This is a genomic window from Pseudomonas sp. PDM02 (genome assembly GCF_014852285.1).
GTDB lineage: Bacteria > Pseudomonadota > Gammaproteobacteria > Pseudomonadales > Pseudomonadaceae > Aquipseudomonas > Aquipseudomonas migulae.
This window is the reverse complement of sequence record NZ_JACVBL010000007.1, coordinates 128,662-147,871: the sequence shown is the minus strand read 5'-3', so window position 1 is coordinate 147,871 and position 19,210 is coordinate 128,662. Positions and strand designations below refer to the sequence as shown.

General features: G+C 59.3%; 13 protein-coding genes. 8 read left to right on the top strand and 5 right to left on the bottom strand.

The window, feature by feature from the left end; all coding sequences use genetic code 11:
* Position 1: 1 nt before the first annotated feature.
* A complete protein-coding gene (locus IB245_RS14105; protein ID WP_192227887.1) occupies positions 2–1,774 on the bottom strand; it encodes an N-acetylglutaminylglutamine amidotransferase in 1,773 nt (590 codons plus the stop codon).
* A 176-nt stretch (positions 1,775–1,950) separates the two neighbouring features.
* On the bottom strand, positions 1,951–3,930 hold the full coding sequence (gene mnmC / locus IB245_RS14100; protein WP_192227886.1) for a bifunctional tRNA (5-methylaminomethyl-2-thiouridine)(34)-methyltransferase MnmD/FAD-dependent 5-carboxymethylaminomethyl-2-thiouridine(34) oxidoreductase MnmC: 1,980 nt from the start codon (positions 3,928–3,930) through the stop codon (positions 1,951–1,953).
* A 160-nt stretch (positions 3,931–4,090) separates the two neighbouring features.
* Between mnmC and pap the strand changes: the two genes are divergently transcribed.
* Positions 4,091–5,614 carry a polyphosphate:AMP phosphotransferase gene (pap, locus tag IB245_RS14095; protein WP_192227885.1) on the top strand — a complete coding sequence of 508 codons (1,524 nt, stop codon included), beginning with the start codon at positions 4,091–4,093 and terminating at the stop codon, positions 5,612–5,614.
* A gap of 101 nt (positions 5,615–5,715) precedes the next feature.
* Positions 5,716–6,900 carry a thiolase family protein gene (locus tag IB245_RS14090; protein ID WP_192227884.1) on the top strand — a complete coding sequence of 395 codons (1,185 nt, stop codon included), beginning with the start codon at positions 5,716–5,718 and terminating at the stop codon, positions 6,898–6,900.
* Positions 6,901–6,953: 53 nt separating this feature from the next.
* Here IB245_RS14090 and IB245_RS14085 read toward each other — a convergent pair whose 3' ends face one another.
* The gene (locus IB245_RS14085; RefSeq protein WP_192227883.1) at positions 6,954–7,148 is read right to left on the bottom strand and encodes a DUF6316 family protein; all 195 of its coding nucleotides are present in this window, start codon (positions 7,146–7,148) and stop codon (positions 6,954–6,956) included.
* Between the two features lie 209 nt (positions 7,149–7,357).
* Here IB245_RS14085 and IB245_RS14080 point away from each other — a divergent pair, with 209 nt between their 5' ends.
* Positions 7,358–8,317, top strand: coding sequence for a DMT family transporter (locus IB245_RS14080; RefSeq protein ID WP_008035685.1), 960 nt, complete (start codon positions 7,358–7,360; stop codon positions 8,315–8,317).
* A gap of 130 nt (positions 8,318–8,447) precedes the next feature.
* Here IB245_RS14080 and IB245_RS14075 read toward each other — a convergent pair whose 3' ends face one another.
* A complete protein-coding gene (locus tag IB245_RS14075) occupies positions 8,448–9,842 on the bottom strand; it encodes a class II fumarate hydratase (protein WP_032829261.1) in 1,395 nt (464 codons plus the stop codon).
* 192 nt (positions 9,843–10,034) lie between these two features.
* On the opposite strand from IB245_RS14075, the gene IB245_RS14070 reads away from it, so the two are divergent.
* The 5 genes from IB245_RS14070 (at position 10,035) to IB245_RS14050 (ending at position 14,452) form a co-directional block, all read left to right on the top strand.
* Positions 10,035–10,565 carry a DUF2059 domain-containing protein gene (locus IB245_RS14070; RefSeq protein ID WP_008035681.1) on the top strand — a complete coding sequence of 177 codons (531 nt, stop codon included), beginning with the start codon at positions 10,035–10,037 and terminating at the stop codon, positions 10,563–10,565.
* A 12-nt stretch (positions 10,566–10,577) separates the two neighbouring features.
* Positions 10,578–10,874, top strand: coding sequence for a BolA family protein (locus IB245_RS14065; RefSeq protein WP_008035680.1), 297 nt, complete (start codon positions 10,578–10,580; stop codon positions 10,872–10,874).
* Between the two features lie 184 nt (positions 10,875–11,058).
* On the top strand, positions 11,059–12,000 hold the full coding sequence (locus tag IB245_RS14060) for a rhodanese-related sulfurtransferase (protein WP_008035679.1): 942 nt from the start codon (positions 11,059–11,061) through the stop codon (positions 11,998–12,000).
* Positions 12,001–12,003: 3 nt separating this feature from the next.
* The gene (locus tag IB245_RS14055) at positions 12,004–12,642 is read left to right on the top strand and encodes a DsbA family protein (protein ID WP_008035678.1); all 639 of its coding nucleotides are present in this window, start codon (positions 12,004–12,006) and stop codon (positions 12,640–12,642) included.
* Positions 12,635–14,452: an ABC transporter ATP-binding protein gene (locus IB245_RS14050; RefSeq protein WP_008040921.1), complete on the top strand. Its 1,818-nt coding sequence runs from the start codon at positions 12,635–12,637 to the stop codon at positions 14,450–14,452. The genes IB245_RS14055 and IB245_RS14050 overlap by 8 nt, the downstream gene beginning before the upstream one ends.
* A gap of 14 nt (positions 14,453–14,466) precedes the next feature.
* On the opposite strand, the gene IB245_RS14045 is transcribed toward IB245_RS14050, so the two are convergent.
* On the bottom strand, positions 14,467–19,125 hold the full coding sequence (locus tag IB245_RS14045) for a deaminase domain-containing protein (RefSeq protein ID WP_192227882.1): 4,659 nt from the start codon (positions 19,123–19,125) through the stop codon (positions 14,467–14,469).
* Between the last annotated feature and the right edge of the window lie 85 nt (positions 19,126–19,210).

The following is a 19,210-nucleotide window of genomic DNA, read 5'->3' as shown; positions in this document are numbered from 1 at the left end:
ATCAGATTCCTTGTTCACTGAGCCACAGGTTCAGCGCCGCCAATTGCCACAGCTTCGAGCCGCGCAACGGGGTCAACTGGCCTTGTGGATCGGTCAGCAAACGGTCGAGCATCGCCGGGTTGAACAGGCCACGATCCTGGCTCGGGTCCAGCAGCAATTCGCGCACCCAGTTCAGCGTGTCGCCCTGCAAATGCTTGAGACCCGGCACCGGGAAGTAACCCTTTTTACGGTCGATGACTTCGCTCGGAATCACCAGTCGCGCCGCTTCTTTCAGCACTTGCTTGCCGCCGTCCGGCAGTTTGAATTTGCTCGGCACCCGGGCTGACAATTCCACCAGGCGATAGTCGAGAAACGGCGTGCGCGCTTCCAGACCCCAGGCCATGGTCATGTTGTCGACGCGTTTGACCGGGTCATCCACCAGCATCACCGTGCTGTCCAGACGCAAGGCTTTGTCCACCGCCGCATCGGCACCGGGCTGTGCGAAATGTTCCTTCACGAAGTCGCCGGCGGCGTCATTCGCGGTCAGCCATTTCGGCTGAACGGTGGCAGCGTAGTCGTCGTAACTGCGGTCGAAAAACGCTTCGCGATACGCCGCGTAGGGATCGGCTGCGCCATCGACCTGCGGATACCAGTGATAACCGGCGAACAACTCGTCCGCCCCCTGGCCGCTTTGCACCACTTTGCAATGCTTGGCCACTTCGCGGGACAACAAATAGAACGCGATGCAGTCATGGCTGACCATCGGCTCGCTCATCGCGCGGAAGGCGGCGGGCAGTTGCTCGATGATCTCTTTTTCGTCGATGCGCAGTTGATGATGTTGGGTGCCGTAATGCCTGGCGATCAGATCCGAATACTGGAACTCGTCACCGCGCTCGCCGCCGGCATCCTGGAAACCGATGGAGAAGGTCGACAGGTTTTCCACGCCGACCTCCCGCAACAGCCCGACGAGCATGCTCGAATCGACGCCGCCCGACAGCAACACGCCGACGTCCACCGCTGCCCGTTGACGAATCGCCACCGCATCGCGGGTACTGTCGAGTACGCGGTCGCGCCAGTCTTCGAGGGTCAGATTTTTCTCATCCTCGTGTGGGCCGTAGGGCAGGGCCCACCAGGTTTTCTGCTCGGTTGTGCCGTCTGCTTCGATGCGCATCCAGGTGGCGGGCGGCAGCTTTTCGATGCCGGCCAGCAAGGTGCGCGGCGCCGGGACCACCGCGTGGAAGTTCAGATAATGATTGAGCGCCACCGGATCGAGGACCGGATTGATATCGCCGCCCTTGAGCAACGCCGGCAGCGCAGAAGCAAAGCGCAGGCGCTGGCCGGTGCGCGACAGGTACAGCGGCTTCACGCCGAGACGGTCACGGGCGATGAACAGGCGCTTGGCGTCACGCTCCCAGATAGCGAAGGCAAACATGCCGTTGAGCTTGGGCAGCAGCGCTTCGCCCCAGGCGTGGTAGCCCTTGAGCAGCACTTCGGTGTCGCCGCCGGAATAGAAGGCGTAACCGAGGGATTCAAGTTCGGTACGCAGTTCGGGGAAGTTGTAGATCGCGCCGTTGAAGGCCAAGGACAGGCCCAGTTGAGGGTCGACCATCGGCTGCGCCGAGCCGTCCGACAGGTCCATGATTTTCAGGCGACGATGACCAAGGGCAATCGGCCCCTGGCTGTGAAAGCCCCACGCGTCAGGGCCGCGAGGCGCCAGGTGATGGGTGATTCGTTCAACGGCTGCAAGGTCTGCAGGTTGATGATCAAAGCGTAACTCGCCAGCTAATCCGCACATAAATTCCTTACCGGTTTTTCCGTTGGGGAGGGTCAATCGATACCGCGCCCAAGGGGCGGGTACTCAGAAACTGACCCGGTGGGATCGTGGGAGTTTTAGATCGATAAGTAATAAAGGTGCTGGGTGCGTGCCAAGGCTTTAAGTACAAAACCTTGTATGCCCGGTAGCCAGGTGCCTCATTTGCCTCGAATCAATCGGCGCAAGGCGAAGCGGTTCGGATGACACGCCTCGGCCACGGCTCTTGGTAATGGCAGCGGTTCGTTATCCAGCCACGCGGCGAGCAATTCGCCAGACAACGGTGCGGTGATCAATCCTCGGGAACCGTGGCCGCTGTTGACATACAAACCGTCCAGCCATGGGCAAGGGATGTCCGGGGTTTGCCGGGCATCCTTGCTCAAAGCGCTGTAGGCGTCGGCGAACGCCTGGCCGTCGGCCAGTGGGCCGACAATCGGCAAGTAATCCGGGCTGGTGCAGCGAAACGCTGCGCGGCCTTCAAGTGCTTCAGGTTGCAATGCATTTGCGCCGAGCCGAGCGACCAGGTCTACCGAGATTTCTTCGAGCATTTGCAGATTGCCTGCATGTTCGGCGGCGGTCGGGGTCAGGTCATCGGAGTTGAAATCGAAACTGGCGCCCAGGGTGTGTTCACCCAAACGAGCTGGCGCGACATAACCTTCGGCGCAGACGACGGTGCCCAGTGCCTGGCTTTCAGTCGTCTGTGGCAGGCGAGTGATTTGCCCACGAATGCGTTTGAGCGGCAGCTCGCTGCTATAACTAAAACGCTTGATCTCGGCAGCCCCGGCCAGTACCACCACCGGGGCATCGGCCAGCACGGTTTCGCCATCCAGGGCTTGCCAGTGTCCGTGCGCTCGGCGCAACTCCAGCACATCGTGATGGGGCAGGATCTGTATGTTCGGGTGCGCCGCTTGCCATTGGCACAGGGCGGGCGGGTGCACCCAGCCGCCTTCGGGGTAGAACAGGCCGCCCGATTGCAGCGCGATGCCGGCGCGGATTTCGGCCTGCGCTTGATCGAGCGTGTGCAGCAAGTCCTCGGGAAACGCTGCGGCCAATTGCGCCTGACGCTCCGCTTCCTTGGCATTGAAGGCCAGTTGCAGTACGCCGCAATCGTCCCAGTCGAGACCTCGATGCAACTGCTCAAGCAAGCGGCGGGTGTGGCCGAAGCCGCTGACGATCAATTGCGACAACGCGGTGCCATGGGCGGAAAGCTTGAGGTACAAAACCCCTTGAGGATTGCCCGAGGCTTCCTGCGCCAGTGCCCCGTGACGCTCCAGCAGACTGACTTGCCAACCCCGCGCCGCGAGGCTGGCGGCTGTCGCGCAACCGGCGAGGCCGGCGCCAATCACCAGGGCCCGACGTTCGCCGGTCAGGGGGGCCGGACGCGCAAACCACGGTTTTACCATGACGGGCTTCGTGACTTCCTCCGGCCAGCCGAGAAACACCCCGCGCAGGATTTCCCATTTGTGGCCGATGCCGGGCGTGCGTTTCATCTTGAAGCCTGCGGCATTCAACAGACGACGTACCCAACCGGTGCTGGTGAAGGTGCTGATCGTCGAGCCGGGTGCCGCGAGTCGGGCCAGCTCGACAAACAGTTCGGCGGTCCACATGTCGGGGTTTTTCGCCGGGGCGAAACCGTCGAGAAACCAGGCATCGATCTGCGCGTCCAGCTGTGGCAACTGTTCCAGCACATCGCCGATCAGCAGCGTCAGGGTGATGCGTCCGTGGTCCAGGATCAGGCGCTGGAAACCTTGATGGATCGCCACGTATTGCGCCAACAGTTGATCGGCAAACGGCTTGAGTTCCGGCCACAAGGCCAGCGCCCGCTGCAGGTCGGGCAGGCTCAGCGGGTACTTTTCGACACTGACAAAATGCAACCGCGCACCGGCCACCGCGTGCTGCTCGAACAACTGCCAGGCGCACAGGAAATTCAACCCGGTACCAAAACCTGTCTCGCCAATCACCAGTTTCCCGTCCACCGGCAATGCCGCGAAACGCTCACGCAACGCGTTCTGTTCGAGGAAGACGTAACGGGTTTCGTCCAGCCCGGACAGGTTGGAAAAATACACATCATCGAACACCCGCGAGCGCGGGAGACCTTGGTCGTCCCAGTCGAGCTGGGCGTGGGGCAGTACAGGTTTCATGGCAGGCTCGGCAACGGCAAGGCGACCATTCTAGCCGATCGCCGAGTCGCTGCTTGATCCATGGCAACGTCCGGATCGGGCCAGGCAGTGAAAATGGGATTTCTCCCACGCAGGAGAGGTCAATCCGCTAGTCTTGTTCAATCCTGGAAGGAGCCGCCCCATGTTCGAATCTGCTGAAATCGGTCACGTCATCGACAAAGAAACCTATGAAGCCGAAGTGCCGGCGCTGCGTGAAGCGTTGCTCGAGGCGCAGTTCGAACTTCAGCAGCAAAAACGCTTTCCGGTGATCATTTTGATCAACGGCATCGAAGGTGCCGGCAAGGGCGAGACCGTGAAGCTGCTCAACGAGTGGATGGACCCGCGCCTGATCGAGGTCCGTACGTTCGATCAGCAGACCGACGAAGAACTGGCGCGACCACCGGCCTGGCGCTACTGGCGGATGCTTCCGGCCAAGGGCCGCATGGGCATCTTCTTTGGTAACTGGTACAGCCAGATGTTGCAGGCCCGGGTTCATGGCGTGATCAAGGAACCCCGGTTCGATCAGAGCATCAACGGTGCCGAACGCCTGGAAAAGATGTTGTGCGACGAAGGCGCGCTGATCTTCAAGTTCTGGTTCCACCTTTCCAAGAAGCAAATGAAGGACCGCCTCAAGGCCCTGGCCGACGACCCGCTGCACAGTTGGCGCATCAGCCCGCTGGACTGGCAGCAATCGGAGACTTACGACAAGTTCGTCAAGTATGGCGAACGCATTCTGCGCCGCACCAGCCGCGACTATGCGCCGTGGCATGTGATCGCCGGGATGGACCCGCGCTATCGGAGCCTGGCGGTCGGCAAGATTCTGCTTGAAGGCCTGCAAGGCGCGTTGAAAAGACCGAAGATTCACCCGGATAAAGTCAGCGCCGCGCCATTGGCCAGCAGTGTCGATCTGGTGAACCTGCTCGACAGCCTCGACCTGAACCAACGCCTGGAAAAGGAAGACTACGAAGAGCAACTGATCACCGAACAGGCGCGTTTTTCCGGCTTGATGCGTGACAAACGCATGCGCCGGCACGCCTTGATCGCCGTGTTCGAAGGCAACGACGCGGCCGGCAAGGGCGGGGCGATCCGCCGGGTGGCCGCCGCGCTCGATCCTCGGCAATACAGCATCGTGCCGATTGCTGCGCCCACCGAAGAGGAGCGGGCGCATCCGTACTTGTGGCGTTTCTGGCGACATATTCCGGCGCGGGCCAAATTCACCGTGTTCGACCGTTCCTGGTATGGCCGGGTACTGGTGGAGCGTATCGAAGGCTTTTGCAGCCCGGCCGACTGGCTGCGCGCCTACGGTGAAATCAACGACTTCGAAGAGCAGATCGCCGATGCCGGAGTGATCGTGGTCAAGTTCTGGCTGGCCATCGACAAACAGACACAACTGGAGCGCTTCGAAGAGCGCGAACAGATCCCTTTCAAGCGCTTCAAAATCACCGAAGACGACTGGCGCAACCGGGATAAGTGGGAGGCCTATCGCGCCGCGGTCGGCGACATGGTCGACCGTACCAGCACCGAAATTTCCCCCTGGACGCTGGTGGAAGCCAACGACAAGCGCTGGGCCCGGGTCAAGGTTTTGCGCACGCTCAACCAGGCGCTGGAAGCGGCGTTCGAAAAGTCCGACAAGCATGAAAAGAAACTGAAAAAGCCCAAGACTTGAACCGATGGTGACGCATACGCGGGGTGAATGATTGTCGCGACCGGTCACGGCTGGACTTATGCTCGATCCACTCTCAACCGACAACAATAATGAGGTATGCCATGCGTGAAGTGGTGATCGTCGACAGCGTGCGGACCGGCCTGGCCAAGTCCTTTCGCGGCAAGTTCAACCAGACCCGTCCGGACGACATGGCGGCCCACTGCGTCAATGCACTGCTGGCGCGCTCGGGCATCGACCCGGCCAGCGTCGAGGATTGCATCGTCGGCGCCGGCTCCAACGAAGGCGCCCAGGGCTACAACATCGGTCGCAACGTCGCGGTGCTGTCGCGCCTGGGCACCGGCACCGCCGGCATGACCCTCAACCGTTTCTGCTCATCGGGCTTGCAGGCGATTGCCATCGCTGCCAACCAGATCGCTTCGGGCTGCAGCGACATCATCGTCGCCGGTGGTGTCGAATCCATCAGCCTGACCATGAAAAGCGTCAACACCGACAACCTGATCAACCCGCTGCTGAAAGAACAGGTGCCGGGCATCTACTTCCCCATGGGCCAGACCGCCGAAATCGTTGCGCGTCGTTACAACGTCAGCCGCGAAGAACAGGACCTGTACGCGCTGCAAAGTCAGCAGCGCACGGCTCAGGCGCAGGCCGCCGGGTTGTTCGACGACGAAATCGTGCCAATGGCGGTGAAGTATCGCGTTGAAGACAAGGCCACCGGGCAGGTGCAGATCCTCGATGGCGTCGTTGACCGCGACGACTGCAACCGTCCGGACACCACCCTGGAAAGTCTGGCGGGGTTGAAGCCGGTGTTTGCCGAAGACGGTTCGGTGACGGCGGGCAACTCGTCGCAGCTGTCCGACGGTGCGTCCATGACCCTGGTGATGAGCCTGGAAAAAGCGCTGGAACTGGGGTTGAAGCCGAAGGCGTTCTTCCGTGGTTTCACCGTGGCGGGTTGCGAGCCGGATGAAATGGGCATCGGCCCGGTGTTTTCGGTGCCGAAGCTGCTCAAGGCCAAGGGTTTGCAGGTGGCCGACATTGACCTGTGGGAACTCAACGAAGCGTTCGCCTCGCAATGCCTGTACAGCCGCAACCGGCTGGGGATCGATAACGAGAAGTACAACGTCAATGGCGGCTCGATTTCCATCGGTCACCCGTTCGGCATGACCGGGTCGCGTCAGGTCGGGCATCTTGTGCGGGAATTGCAGCGACGTAATTTGCGCTACGGCATCGTCACCATGTGCGTGGGTGGCGGGATGGGCGCGACCGGGTTGTTTGAAGCGGTGCGTTAAGTCAGTCAGATCGCCTTCGCGGGCAAGTCGGATCGCGAAGGCACCGCTTCGGTCTATCGACGGGCGCTCAAAAGCTGCATCCGCGCGATGTAAGCCTCAATCTCCCGCGCAGCCGCCTCCGGGTTTTCAAACGGCCCCTCCAGGGTGTTTTCCCGGGTACTGAAATACAACTCTCCATTCACCCGACACATCCGGTCACTGCGAAAGTGCACGGCGGGGGCGTTGTCCTGGGCGCGCATGCCGTACATGGCGGTCTCCTGAAGGGGGGGCTGTTGGCGGATCCAATGAGCTTATGCATGAACCACTTGCAACGCCTGGCCAGCCGATCAGCGGCACATCGCCAATTTATTGCTGCGACCCGCACAGTTTCATTTGCGTCCGGCAGCCAACTGTCCCTGTGTACCAGGCACCGCTGAGCCTAGAATGACGGCTCTTGCCATCTGGCTTTGAGGTACGCATGCACATTTCATCGGGTCGCTGGGTTTATGGTTTGTTCCTGGCCTTGTTGACTGCGTTTTTGTGGGGAATCCTGCCGATCAAGCTCAAGCAAGTGCTGCTGGTGATGGACCCGGTCACGGTGACCTGGTTTCGCCTGATGGTGTCCGGCGGCTGCCTGTTCATTTACCTGGCAGCGACCCGACGCCTGCCGAGCCGCAAAGTGCTCGGCCCGCGCGGTGGCTGGCTGGTGGTGATGGCGGTGCTCGGTCTGGTGGGCAACTACATCCTGTACTTGATGGGCTTGAATCTGCTCAGCCCTGGCACGGCGCAATTGGTGGTGCAGATGGGCCCGATCATGTTGCTGATCGCCAGCCTGTTTGTGTTCAAGGAACGCTTCAGCGTGGGGCAGGGGATTGGCCTGCTGGTGTTGCTGATTGGTTTCGGACTGTTTTTCAACCAGCGTCTGGTTGAGTTGTTCACCTCGCTGAGCGACTACACGGCGGGTGTGCTGCTGGTGTTGTTGGCGTCCACGGTCTGGACGTTCTATGCCCTGGGGCAGAAGCAGTTGCTGACGGTGTGGAATTCGTTGCAGGTGATGATGGTGATTTACCTGTTCTGCGGGTTGTTGCTGACCCCGTGGGTGCACCCGCTGGAAGCGCTGCAGCTGAATCCGTTGCAAGGCTGGCTGTTGCTGGCTTGCTGCATGAACACCCTGATTGCGTATGGCGCATTTGCCGAAGCGCTGGCGCACTGGGAAGCCTCGCGGGTGAGTGCAACGCTGGCGATCACGCCGTTGGTGACGTTCGCGGCGGTGGCCATGGCGGCCTGGTTATGGCCGGAGTATGTGCATGCCGAAACGATCAATGGCCTGGGGTATGGCGGGGCGGTGCTGGTGGTGCTGGGGTCGGCGCTGGTGGCGTTGGGGCCTTCGTTGATTGCGGGGCTCAAGGCGCGGAAGGTTCGGATGGCGGCCAGTTAGACCGCGTTATCGTTCTTCGCGGGCAAGCCTCGCTCCTACAAGGTTTGTGTCGATCACAAAATCTGCGACCGACACATAACTTGTAGGAGCAAGCTTGCTCGCGATGACGGACTGTCAGGCGCTGAAAAATTTAACCCTTGGCCCCAGCCTCCAGCATATTCTCCGGCCGCACCCACGCATCAAACTGTTCATCGGTCAGATACCCCAACTGCAACGCCGCCTCCCGCAACGTCAGCCCTTCGGCATAGGCCTTCTTGGCAATTTCCGCCGACTTGTCGTAACCGATATGCGGGTTCAGCGCCGTCACCAGCATCAACCCACGCTCCAGATGCTCGGCCATTTTCTCGGCATCCGGTTCCAGGCCGGCGATGCAATGCTGCTGGAAGTTGCTGCAGCCATCGCCCAGCAAGCGGATCGATTGCAGCAGGTTGTGGATGATCACCGGTTTGAACACGTTCAGTTGCAGATGCCCCTGACTCGCGGCGAAGCCGATGGCCACGTCGTTGCCCAACACCTGGCATGCGAGCATCGACAGGGCTTCGCACTGAGTCGGGTTGACCTTGCCGGGCATGATCGAACTGCCGGGTTCGTTGGCCGGCAATTTCACTTCGGCGAAACCGGCACGTGGCCCGGAACCCAGCAAGCGCAGGTCGTTGGCGATTTTCATCAGGGTCACGGCGAGGGTTTTCAGCGCGCCGGACAGCGTGGTCAGCGGTTCATGCCCTGCCAATGCGGCGAATTTGTTCGGTGCAGTGACAAACGGCAGGCCGGAGAGCGCAGCCAGCTCGGAGGCAATCGCTTCGCCAAAACCGTGCGGCGAATTCAGCCCGGTGCCGACGGCGGTGCCACCCTGGGCCAGTTCACACACATCGGGCAGGGCGCTGCGGATCGCTCGTTCGGCGTAATCCAGTTGTGCGATGTACGCCGAGAGTTCCTGGCCGAAGGTGATCGGCGTCGCATCCATCATGTGGGTGCGGCCGGTCTTCACCAGCTTCATGTGTCGCGCGGACAGCTCGGCCAGACCGCCCGACAGTTCGCTGATCGCCGGCAGCAAATGGTTCTGCACCGCCTGCGCGGCGGCGATGTGCATCGCGGTGGGGAAGCAGTCGTTGGAGCTCTGCGAGCGGTTGACGTGATCGTTGGGGTGCACCGGCACCTTGCCGCCGCGCGGGTTGCCGGCCAGTTCGTTGGCGCGCCCGGCGATCACTTCGTTGACGTTCATGTTGCTCTGGGTGCCGCTGCCGGTCTGCCAGACCACCAGCGGGAACTGGTCGTCGTGTTTGCCGTCGAGCACTTCGTCGGCGGCCTGTTCGATCAGCCGGGCAATGTCGGCGGGCAGGTCGCCGTTGCGGTCATTGACCCGCGCCGCGGCTTTCTTGATCAGCGCCAGCCCATGCAGCACCGCCAGCGGCATGCGCTCGTTGCCGATGGCGAAGTTAATCAGCGAGCGTTGCGTCTGAGCGCCCCAGTAGGCCTCATCCGGCACTTCCACCTGGCCAAGGCTGTCGGTTTCGATACGGCTCATCATGCACACTCCTGTCAGTCTGATAGCGCAGTTTAGGCCGTGATCGCCGGCCGTGGTTCCATCGGTCAGTATTTTGACCATTCAACCCCTCTAATTCAGGCACGACAAGGCTTGGGGTTGAGCGACACACTTTTTTAGGCGCAGAATGGACGCCCTTGGGGTTTTACCTCGCCTGCTAGAAAAGGAAACTCGATGACTCGTCTTCGTGCCATCTGTACCGCGGTTGCACTGGTTTGCGCCAGCGGCCCTGTTTTTGCCGATACCGCCAGCCACAACGCCAGTGCCGAAGCTTTCCTGACCCTGGCGCACGCTGACAAATTGGGCACTCCGGTGTACATGCAAGTGCAGCAAATGTTCGCTCAGCGCTTTGAACAGACCAAAGCCCCTGAATCGAAAAAAGCCTTGCTGGAAACCTACCAGGCCAAAGCCAACGCCGCCCTGGACCAAGCCATTGGCTGGAACAAGCTGAAGCCGGACATGGTCAAGCTGTACACCTCCAACTTCAGCGAATCCGAGCTGAAAGACCTGGTCGCGTTCTACCAGTCGCCACTGGGCAAGAAAGTCCTGGAAAAAATGCCGCAGCTGACCCAGCAATCGGCCCAGATGACCCAGGCCAAGCTCGAAAGCGCCGTGCCAGTGGTCAACAAGCTGTTGGCTGACATGACCAACGAGCTGGACCCTAAGGCTAACGCCGCTGCACCTGCTGCCAAGAAAAAGCCTTAAGCGGAGTTCGGTATGACCATGCAACAACGCATCGAATCGACGCTGGGGCTGTTACAGCCCGAGCACCTGCAAGTGCTGGATGAAAGCCATATGCACAGTCGTGGGTTGCAGACCCATTACAAGGCCGTGGTAGTCAGCCAGCAGTTCGAAGGGCTCAACCGCGTCAAGCGTCACCAGAAAGTCTACGGCACGCTCGGCGAGCTGATGGGCGAGTTCCATGCGTTGGCGCTGCATACCTACACGCCTGAGGAATGGGCACAGATCGACACGGCTCCGGCCTCGCCGACCTGTGCTGGCGGCTCGCATTGATGTCCCGCCCCTTGTAGGAGCCGGCTCGCCGGCGATGGCGTCCTCGAGATTGCCATCGCCGGCAAGCCGGCTCCTACAGAGGAGCGTTTATTTTTGCTAGAATCCGCAACGCGCCGCTTACCCGGCGCGTTTTTTTTCGCATCCGGTTCACCCCTTACGAGGGTAGCCACCTGGAGAATCACCCATGACACAACAGATTGTCGTGGCGGCACTGTATAAGTTCGTCACCCTGGAAAACTACGTCGACCTGCGCGAGCCGCTGCTGCAGGCCATGGTCGACAACGGCATCAAAGGCACACTGCTGATCGCCGAAGAAGGCATCAACGGCACCGTGTCCGGCAGCCGTGAAGGCATCGACGGGCTGATGGCCTGGCTCAAGAACGACCCGCGCATGGACGACATCGACCACAAAGAGTCGTACTGCGACGATCAGCCGTTCTATCGCACCAAAGTCAAACTCAAGAAAGAAATCGTCACCCTCGGCGTCGAAGGCGTGGACCCGAACAAAAAGGTCGGCACCTACGTTGATCCAGAAAACTGGAACGCGCTGATCAGCGATCCGGAAGTACTGTTGATCGACACCCGCAACGATTACGAAGTCTCGATCGGCACCTTCGAAGGCGCCATCGATCCGAAAACCACCAGTTTTCGCGAATTCCCCGACTACATCAAAGCCAACTTCGACCCGGCCGTGCACAAGAAAGTCGCGATGTTCTGCACCGGCGGCATTCGTTGTGAAAAGGCTTCGAGTTACATGCTCAGCCAGGGTTTCGATGAGGTCTACCACCTCAAGGGCGGCATTCTGAAGTACCTCGAAGAGGTGCCGCAGGAAGAAACCAAATGGCAGGGCGACTGCTTCGTGTTCGATAACCGCGTGACCGTTCGTCATGACCTCAGTGAAGGTGACTACGATCAATGTCACGCCTGTCGTACACCGGTTAGTGTTGAAGACCGCGCGTCCGAGCACTATGTGGCCGGCATCAGCTGCCCGCATTGCTGGGATAAGCTGAGCGAGAAGACCCGTCGCAGTGCCATCGATCGGCAGAAGCAGATCGAACTGGCCAAGGCTCGCAACATGCCGCACCCGATCGGCTACAACTACAAGCAAACCCCTTCCGAGGCTTGAACCATGTCTGCACGCCGCCTGCTCTATGTGATGGACCCGATGTGTTCCTGGTGCTGGGGCTTTGCGCCGGTGGCCAATGCGTTGGTCGAGCAGGCGCAGGCGGCGGGTGTGGACGTGCATTTGATTGTGGGCGGTTTGCGCACCGGCAGTGGTTCGGCGCTGGAGCCGACCACCCGGCGCTACATTCTTGAACATTGGCAGGCGGTCACCGAGGCCACCGGTCAACCGTTCAAGATCGAAGGCGCATTGCCCGACGGTTTTGTGTACGACACCGAGCCGGCCTGTCGGGCGTTGGTGACGGCGCGCAGCCTGGCGCCGGATTGCGCGTGGAAACTGCTTGGTCTGATCCAGCATGCGTTTTACGCAGAAGGGCGCGATGTCACCCACGCCAGTGTGCTGGTGGAACTGGCGGAGCAAGCCGGTTTGCCGCGCATCGAGTTCGCAGCCGCGTTCGACCGCGCCGATCAACATGCCGCGACTGCGGCCGATTTCACTTGGGTGCAGGACCTCGGCATCGCCGGTTTCCCCACCTTGCTGGCAGAGCGTGATGGTCAATTGGCGTTGTTGACCAATGGCTATCAGCCTCTCAGCGTATTGTCACCGCTGCTCGGCCGCTGGCTGGAGCGCGCTGCCTGTGCATGATCTGCCCGACGACGCCCCCACCGCTGCACGTGTCGACCGTCTGAGCTGGGCGGAAATCCGCCGCCTGGCCCTGCATCACAAGAAATCCCTGTGGATCGCCAACGGCGTGGCCGTGCTGGCGACGTTGTGCAGCGTGCCGATTCCTTTGCTCTTGCCCTTGCTGGTGGACGAAGTGCTGCTGGGCCATGGCGACGCCGCGCTGAAAGTCATGAACCACGCACTGCCCGAAGGCTGGCAGAAAGCGGCGGGGTACATCGGCCTGATGCTGCTGGTGACCTTGTTGCTGCGCTGCGGTGCCTTGTTGTTCAACGTGGTGCAGGCCAAGTTGTTCGCGGCACTGGCCAAAGACATCGTGTACCGCATCCGCCTGCGGCTGATCGAGCGCCTCAAGCGCATCTCGCTGGGCGAATACGAAAGCCTGGGCAGCGGCACGGTAACCACGCACCTGGTTACTGACCTGGACACGGTGGACAAATTCGTCGGCGAAACCCTCAGCCGGTTCCTCGTGGCCATGCTGACCCTGATCGGCACCGCGAGCATCCTGATCTGGATGCACTGGAAGCTGGCGCTGCTGATCATGCTGTTCAACCCGCTGGTGATCTATGCCACGGTGCTGCTGGGCAAGCGGGTCAAGCACCTGAAAAAACTCGAGAACGACAGCACCTCGCGCTTCACTCAAGCGTTGACCGAAACCCTCGATGCCATCCAGGAAGTGCGTGCCGGCAATCGTCAGGGCTTTTTCCTCGGGCGTCTCGGCCAACGTGCGCGGGAGGTGCGCGATTACGCGGTGAACTCCCAGTGGAAAACCGATGCCTCGAACCGGGCCAGCGGTTTGCTGTTCCAGTTCGGCATCGATATTTTCCGCGCCGCGGCGATGCTCACCGTATTGTTTTCCGACCTGTCCATCGGCCAGATGCTCGCGGTGTTCAGTTACTTGTGGTTCATGATCGGTCCGGTGGAACAGCTGCTGAATCTGCAATACGCCTATTACGCCGCCGGTGGTGCGCTGTCGCGAATCAATGAGTTGTTGGCAAGGGCCGATGAGCCTGAGTACCCGGGCGGGGTCGACCCGTTCAACGGTCGCGAAACCGTGGGTATCGAAGTCCAGGGATTGAGTTTCGGTTACGGCGACGAACTGGTGTTGAACCAGATGAACCTGTCCATCGCTCCCGGTGAAAAAGTAGCGATTGTCGGTGCCAGTGGCGGCGGCAAAAGTACGTTGGTGCAATTGCTGCTGGGCCTTTACACGCCCTTGGCCGGAACCATCCGCTTCGGCGGTTCGACCCAGCAGGACATCGGCCTGGAAACGGTGCGTGAAAACGTAGCGGTGGTCCTGCAGCATCCGGCGCTGTTCAACGACACCATCCGCGCCAACCTGACCATGGGCCGTGAGCGCAGTGACGAAGCCTGCTGGCAGGCACTGGAAATTGCGCAGCTGCACAACACGGTTCGGGAATTGCCCAACGGCCTGGACAGTATCGTCGGACGTTCCGGCGTGCGCTTGTCCGGCGGTCAGCGCCAACGCCTGGCAATTGCACGGATGGTGCTGGCCGAACCGAAAGTGGTGATCCTCGACGAGGCCACTTCAGCGCTGGATGCCGCCACCGAATACAACCTGCACCAGGCACTGGCGCGGTTCCTGAGCCACCGCACCACGCTGATCATTGCGCACCGGTTGTCCGCCGTTAAACAGGCCGACCGGGTGCTGGTATTCGACGGCGGGCAAATTGCCGAGGATGGCGACCATCAGCAACTGATTGCCGAGGGTGGTTTGTACGCCAAGCTGTACGGGCATTTGCAGCAGCACTGATCAGTGCCTCGCGGTTAACCCCAGATCACGTTCAACGCCTCGGGATTGCCGTCATAACCGAATTGCTTCATGACGACTGAGCACGAGTCGCAGGGGGGCAGGGTGGTGGCGATGGTGATGGACTCAAGCTCCTGAGGGTCAGGATATTTCTGGCGTATGACGCTGATGAGTTTGCTCTCGGTGTCCAGTGAAGTAGGGCGTTGGGTGAGTTCGGGGGTGTATTTCTCGATGTCTTTGATCGTGTGCGGAATCGCTCGCAACTTGCCAGAAGCGGAGACGTTCAGCGATGTCTGCGGGAAGTTGGCACCGTGATCGATGTTGAAGTAACTCGTACCTTCGTCGATCACCTCTCTCGAGCCTCTGTTTCTCTCAAACAATGGCAGGTAAGCGGTGTCACCCTGTCTGCCGGAAACGCTGACATAAACCTCCCGAATGCCCTGTCTTGTCTTGATTTCCGCGAATGCAACATTGCGCAGCTTGCCCAATTCACTCTTATGAATGTTGCTGATGCGTTGCTGTAATTCCAGCATGGCGCCATCGATTTTCAACGCCCTGGGCCCACCCAGAACCGCCGGTTCCAGGGTGATGGCGGGTCTCTGAAACAGTGCATTGAATACTTTCGCTGTCGTTTCACGGACACTTTCCGGAGCATACCTGGACGCCGACCAGGTCGTTGCGCCATCGGTGGAGTGCCTGACGATCATTCTGGTCGAGTGATCGAACAGCACGGCCTCGCCGGGGCTGGTATCGACCTTGATCAACTTGAGTGTATTGGGCGGATTGGTGTGGCCGCCGATAGGTATGGCGATCTTGTCCATCGCTCTGATGGCGCGCTCAACGAGAGTCACACCGTAAATCCTCGCCATGTTGTTGGCATTCAACGAACCGGTGTACACCACCATCAACTCGTGCCGCAGTTCGGCGGGCAAGGTTGACGCTTGCTTGAAAGTCAGTGCGTTACGCAGGCTTTGCCCTTTTGCCAGTTCGGCAACGTAAAAATCCCCCGCATCAAGACGTGTGAAAACATACCGTTTCGAACCGTCTACGGAGTCCACGATGATGGCACCGGAGTGGAAGGTATCGGTCACACCTTTTTCGGTCACGTTGACTCTGACACGCCCGTAAATGCCTTTGCGGAACTCCATCGTCGCGTCGAGTGTTGTGTGAGTGGCCAGCGAAGCCTTTGTCAGGGGGGCGCCCGCAGTGCCAGGTGTGTAAATGCTGTCGCCAAACCAGGTGGCCCATCCTTTGGTTTCATCGAAGGTGCCAACCGCGGGTGTCGGGGCCGGGGCTCGTGTCACATAGCGGGTCGTGCACACGTCTGCTCCCGGTGCGCGACGTGGCCGGCAAGGTATCGCCTTCAGCGAATCACTCGTGTCAATCAAGTCAGCGCGGCGTAGCGTGTCACCCTCCAGCCGGTACGGTACGTCATCGATGAACAGCGTGGTTCGGCCGTCCACTTCAAGCACTTCGCGTACGTGGCGAGTCTTGGCTAGCTCCACAACTGATTGTTGGTTGCGGCTTTCCAGGGTGCTGTAGTGCGATTGCCCGGGCGAGAAGTCACTGGCGCGGGTGGTCAACGACGGGCCATAGGGCTTGGAGGACAATGGATCGACCAGGCGCAAGTCGGTCTTGCCAGAGGCGCCGATGTTGCGAATTGGCACATCATCTATGCCTTTGATGCTGGCTAGCTGATCTCCCAGCGTTGCAGGCTTCCAGCGTCCGGCATCACTCAACTGAGGCAAGCTGCGCACGTACTCGTAGTAGCGGATTTTCCCCACGAGTTCGTTAAATTCGAACGTGACAGTTTTATAAATGTATCGCACCGATTTACCCAGGATTTTGAGCAGCGCCGGAATAATCTCAAGCGGGTTCAATGCTCTCAACGTCGATACCAGCAACGTTTTTGTCAGCGTTGTAAATGATGGAAGCGTTGTGCGTGTGGCCAGCCGGCCTGCGGTGCTGATCAGTCGTACCGAACCCGTGGCGAATTTTCCGATGGGGATCGCGAACGAAATCACGTCAAAAAACAGGCCGACTATCCCCAGCGCGATGCGGTTCTTGTCACCTGACATCAAGTCTTCGACAGGACCCCAGAACGGTACAAACATCTTTGCGATCGTGAATATCTTTTTACGTTGAGCTTCCTCAAGTTCAAACTTGGTCTGCCCCTTCGCAAACGTGCGCAACTCTTGCGGGTCAACAAACGGTAGTTCGGTCGCAATGTGTCGGCTGATCGCCAGTGAACGGCTGGACGACAGGGTCAATGGGGCACGTCGATGCTGCTCTGTAACCCCTGAACTTGCGCTGATAGTCGGCGGCAGCTGATCGATGATGGCTTCGCAGAAGGCTGTTGCCTTGGGCAGGGTACCGGTCGAATGTGCGTCCCAGTCGAAGGGTAAATGCCGGTCGCGGATAACATCGACATAGGCCCCATTGGAGGTGGTTGCCATCGCCCCGATCCGGGGAATCAACAACGTCGCATCAAAATTTTCGAGGCGACGTATCACCCCGGCTTTCGGGAGAAGCTCGTAAAAAGTGCTGACGGAAACGGCGGCTTCGTCCCCGGTGGGCTCATTTGTTTGGGTCGCTTGCAGTATCACGCCGTTGCGCGCTCTGAGCGGCAACGTAATGTCGGGCGTTTCGTCTTTGGCGGCGACTTTGCGGGTTTCTTTGCGCAGGCTGTAAATCTTGACTTCACCCATCTCCAGCGCCAGGCGGTCGGCATGCGGAAGTGAAGTTAACAGCGTTCTGATCAATGTCTGGTAGGCCGTTGTGATCTTTTCCAGATGCCGCTTGAAGGCGTCGTCAAACAGCGCAGGGATATCGGGGATTTTGGTAAACGGAGGCAGGACTTTTTGACGGCCTTCTAAGCTAGGGCCGGGAGCCGGCCAAGGCCGATCGGCTATTAAGTACCGGTCCTTGTCCATCCTGACCCATTGTGTACTTAAGGTCTCGCCGTCGGCTTCAGTCACAAACCATATTTTCTGATCGTCGAACATGCCGGACGCCAAGACATCGGTGAACGAGTAGTACTTGTATTCCTTACCCCTGAGTGGCGGTGGATCGCGAAAGCCGATCGAAGCCAACTCGTCATGCCTGGCCAGTTTGCGCCCGTCGGTATTGAACGCTTCGTTTCCGAACAGCGTCTGGATTTCAGCCTTGGCGATGGCCAGCCGTTTGGGTGGCTCTTCATTGATTCGGATAACCGCTTGATTGACCTCGTTCGAGTGTTTTTCCAGTTCGGAGCAGGCTCGTTCGATGTCGGCTTGTGTGTAGTCCTTGAGGTCTTTTTGCGAAACGAAACCTTGGGTGACAGCCCAATCCAGGGTCGGAAGCAGTCTGGTGAAACTGAGGAGGTTCAATTCTTCCGTGGTTGCCACTTCGGCTCGGTACATGGGCAAGTTGACCAACTGCTGGAAGCTCAGTCTGTCCAGCAATTCGGGGGAGACGGATTTGACGAAATTGACTCCGTTGAGGAAGTTGACCCAGACAACCGTGCTCCGGTAAGCGAGATCTGCCGGAATGTCCCGGACACGAAACTCAAAGGGGAACCGGGACAAAAACAATCGCGAAATGACTACGGCCTCTTTGTCCGACGATGCCAGTTTTGACGTGAGTAAATGGGATTCAAATGCCTCGCGGATTGCCTGGTAGCTCTTTCCCCAGTTCGAACGACTTCGCCAGTTGTACCCGGCGATCAAATCGCTGGAATCCAGGGTCTGTGCACAAAGCCAATACTGCAGCGCATTGGCTATCAGTCTGGTACGGATGTAAGGCGAAGTCTCTTCACCGGTTTTTCCTCCGTACCAATCCATTGTCGTCAGTAAGGTGTTTCCTAGTTTTTGAGCCTCCGCGCTCTGCAGGATTTTTTCGAGGTATACACTCGGCGTCGCGCGCACTTGTTCAATCGTTGCAGTAGAAAGAACGTCCTTGGCAAGGTACGCCAGCGGTGAAGTAACGCTCTCCGGCAGAAATTGATTAACCGCATCGACTATTTCGCCGCGGACCTGGCCGCTATGGAGTAACTGCGTATCGACTGGAGTGCCAGGAAATGCTTGTTGGATAGTCGCGAACGTTTCCAGGTCCTTTTCTGTGGGAGGGGACTTCAGATCAAGGGCTTCAAACTCGTCCTCCAGTCTCAAACGATGGCTGGCGATCCTGTCCTGAACGACCTTTATCGTGACCTGAACTATTTGCGGGTCTCTCGACGTCAATGCAATACCGTAAAAGACGCACATTCTTTCTAAGCCAATGGTGCGGTTTGAATTCAACACTCCGCCCAGTAATGCTGCTGCCCGCTCAATCCGCAGTTTCAGCGGCTGCCATTTGGCGTGCTCGGTCAACTCCAGCGTGACTTTATGTCCTGTGTTCTTCCAGGCCTGATAGACATACTTGCCCTCCTTGAACGCAACGGACAGATCGCCGTGCTTTATTTCAAGTTTTGTGCACATATCGATGTAATCCCGATCGCGCAGCACTTGCCACAACGCTTTTAATCCATCTGCGCTCACCTTGGTGAGTGGTGAATAAGGTTTTAGTGGCAAGACGGGCCATAGAATGTTTACCGGTGTTTCGCGCAAGGCCGCGAGCAGAAGTTCGTAATCCTCCAGTTGGCCTGCATGTAACTCAGCCTCGGAGGGTGACGGTGGGTTTGAAGTGTTCGATTGCATGTAATTGCTTCTCTTGATTATCGGTTGATCTGCGCATCGCTCTGGTGCGATGGCGTCGTTGGCCGATTTCAAGCGAAAACAAACA

Bases quoted from the DNA above. Each gene is read 5' to 3' on its own strand.
- IB245_RS14075 (WP_032829261.1), bottom strand. From the start codon at position 9,842: ATGAGCCGTATCGAAACCGACAGCCTTGGCCAGGTGGAAGTGCCGGAT.
- pap (WP_192227885.1), top strand. From the start codon at position 4,091: ATGTTCGAATCTGCTGAAATCGGTCACGTCATCGACAAAGAAACCTAT.
- IB245_RS14105 (WP_192227887.1), bottom strand. From the start codon at position 1,774: ATGTGCGGATTAGCTGGCGAGTTACGCTTTGATCATCAACCTGCAGAC.
- IB245_RS14055 (WP_008035678.1), top strand. From the start codon at position 12,004: ATGTCTGCACGCCGCCTGCTCTATGTGATGGACCCGATGTGTTCCTGG.
- IB245_RS14065 (WP_008035680.1), top strand. From the start codon at position 10,578: ATGACCATGCAACAACGCATCGAATCGACGCTGGGGCTGTTACAGCCC.
- IB245_RS14090 (WP_192227884.1), top strand. From the start codon at position 5,716: ATGCGTGAAGTGGTGATCGTCGACAGCGTGCGGACCGGCCTGGCCAAG.
- IB245_RS14060 (WP_008035679.1), top strand. From the start codon at position 11,059: ATGACACAACAGATTGTCGTGGCGGCACTGTATAAGTTCGTCACCCTG.
- IB245_RS14045 (WP_192227882.1), bottom strand. From the start codon at position 19,125: ATGCAATCGAACACTTCAAACCCACCGTCACCCTCCGAGGCTGAGTTA.
- IB245_RS14070 (WP_008035681.1), top strand. From the start codon at position 10,035: ATGACTCGTCTTCGTGCCATCTGTACCGCGGTTGCACTGGTTTGCGCC.
- IB245_RS14080 (WP_008035685.1), top strand. From the start codon at position 7,358: ATGCACATTTCATCGGGTCGCTGGGTTTATGGTTTGTTCCTGGCCTTG.
- mnmC (WP_192227886.1), bottom strand. From the start codon at position 3,930: ATGAAACCTGTACTGCCCCACGCCCAGCTCGACTGGGACGACCAAGGT.
- IB245_RS14085 (WP_192227883.1), bottom strand. From the start codon at position 7,148: ATGTACGGCATGCGCGCCCAGGACAACGCCCCCGCCGTGCACTTTCGC.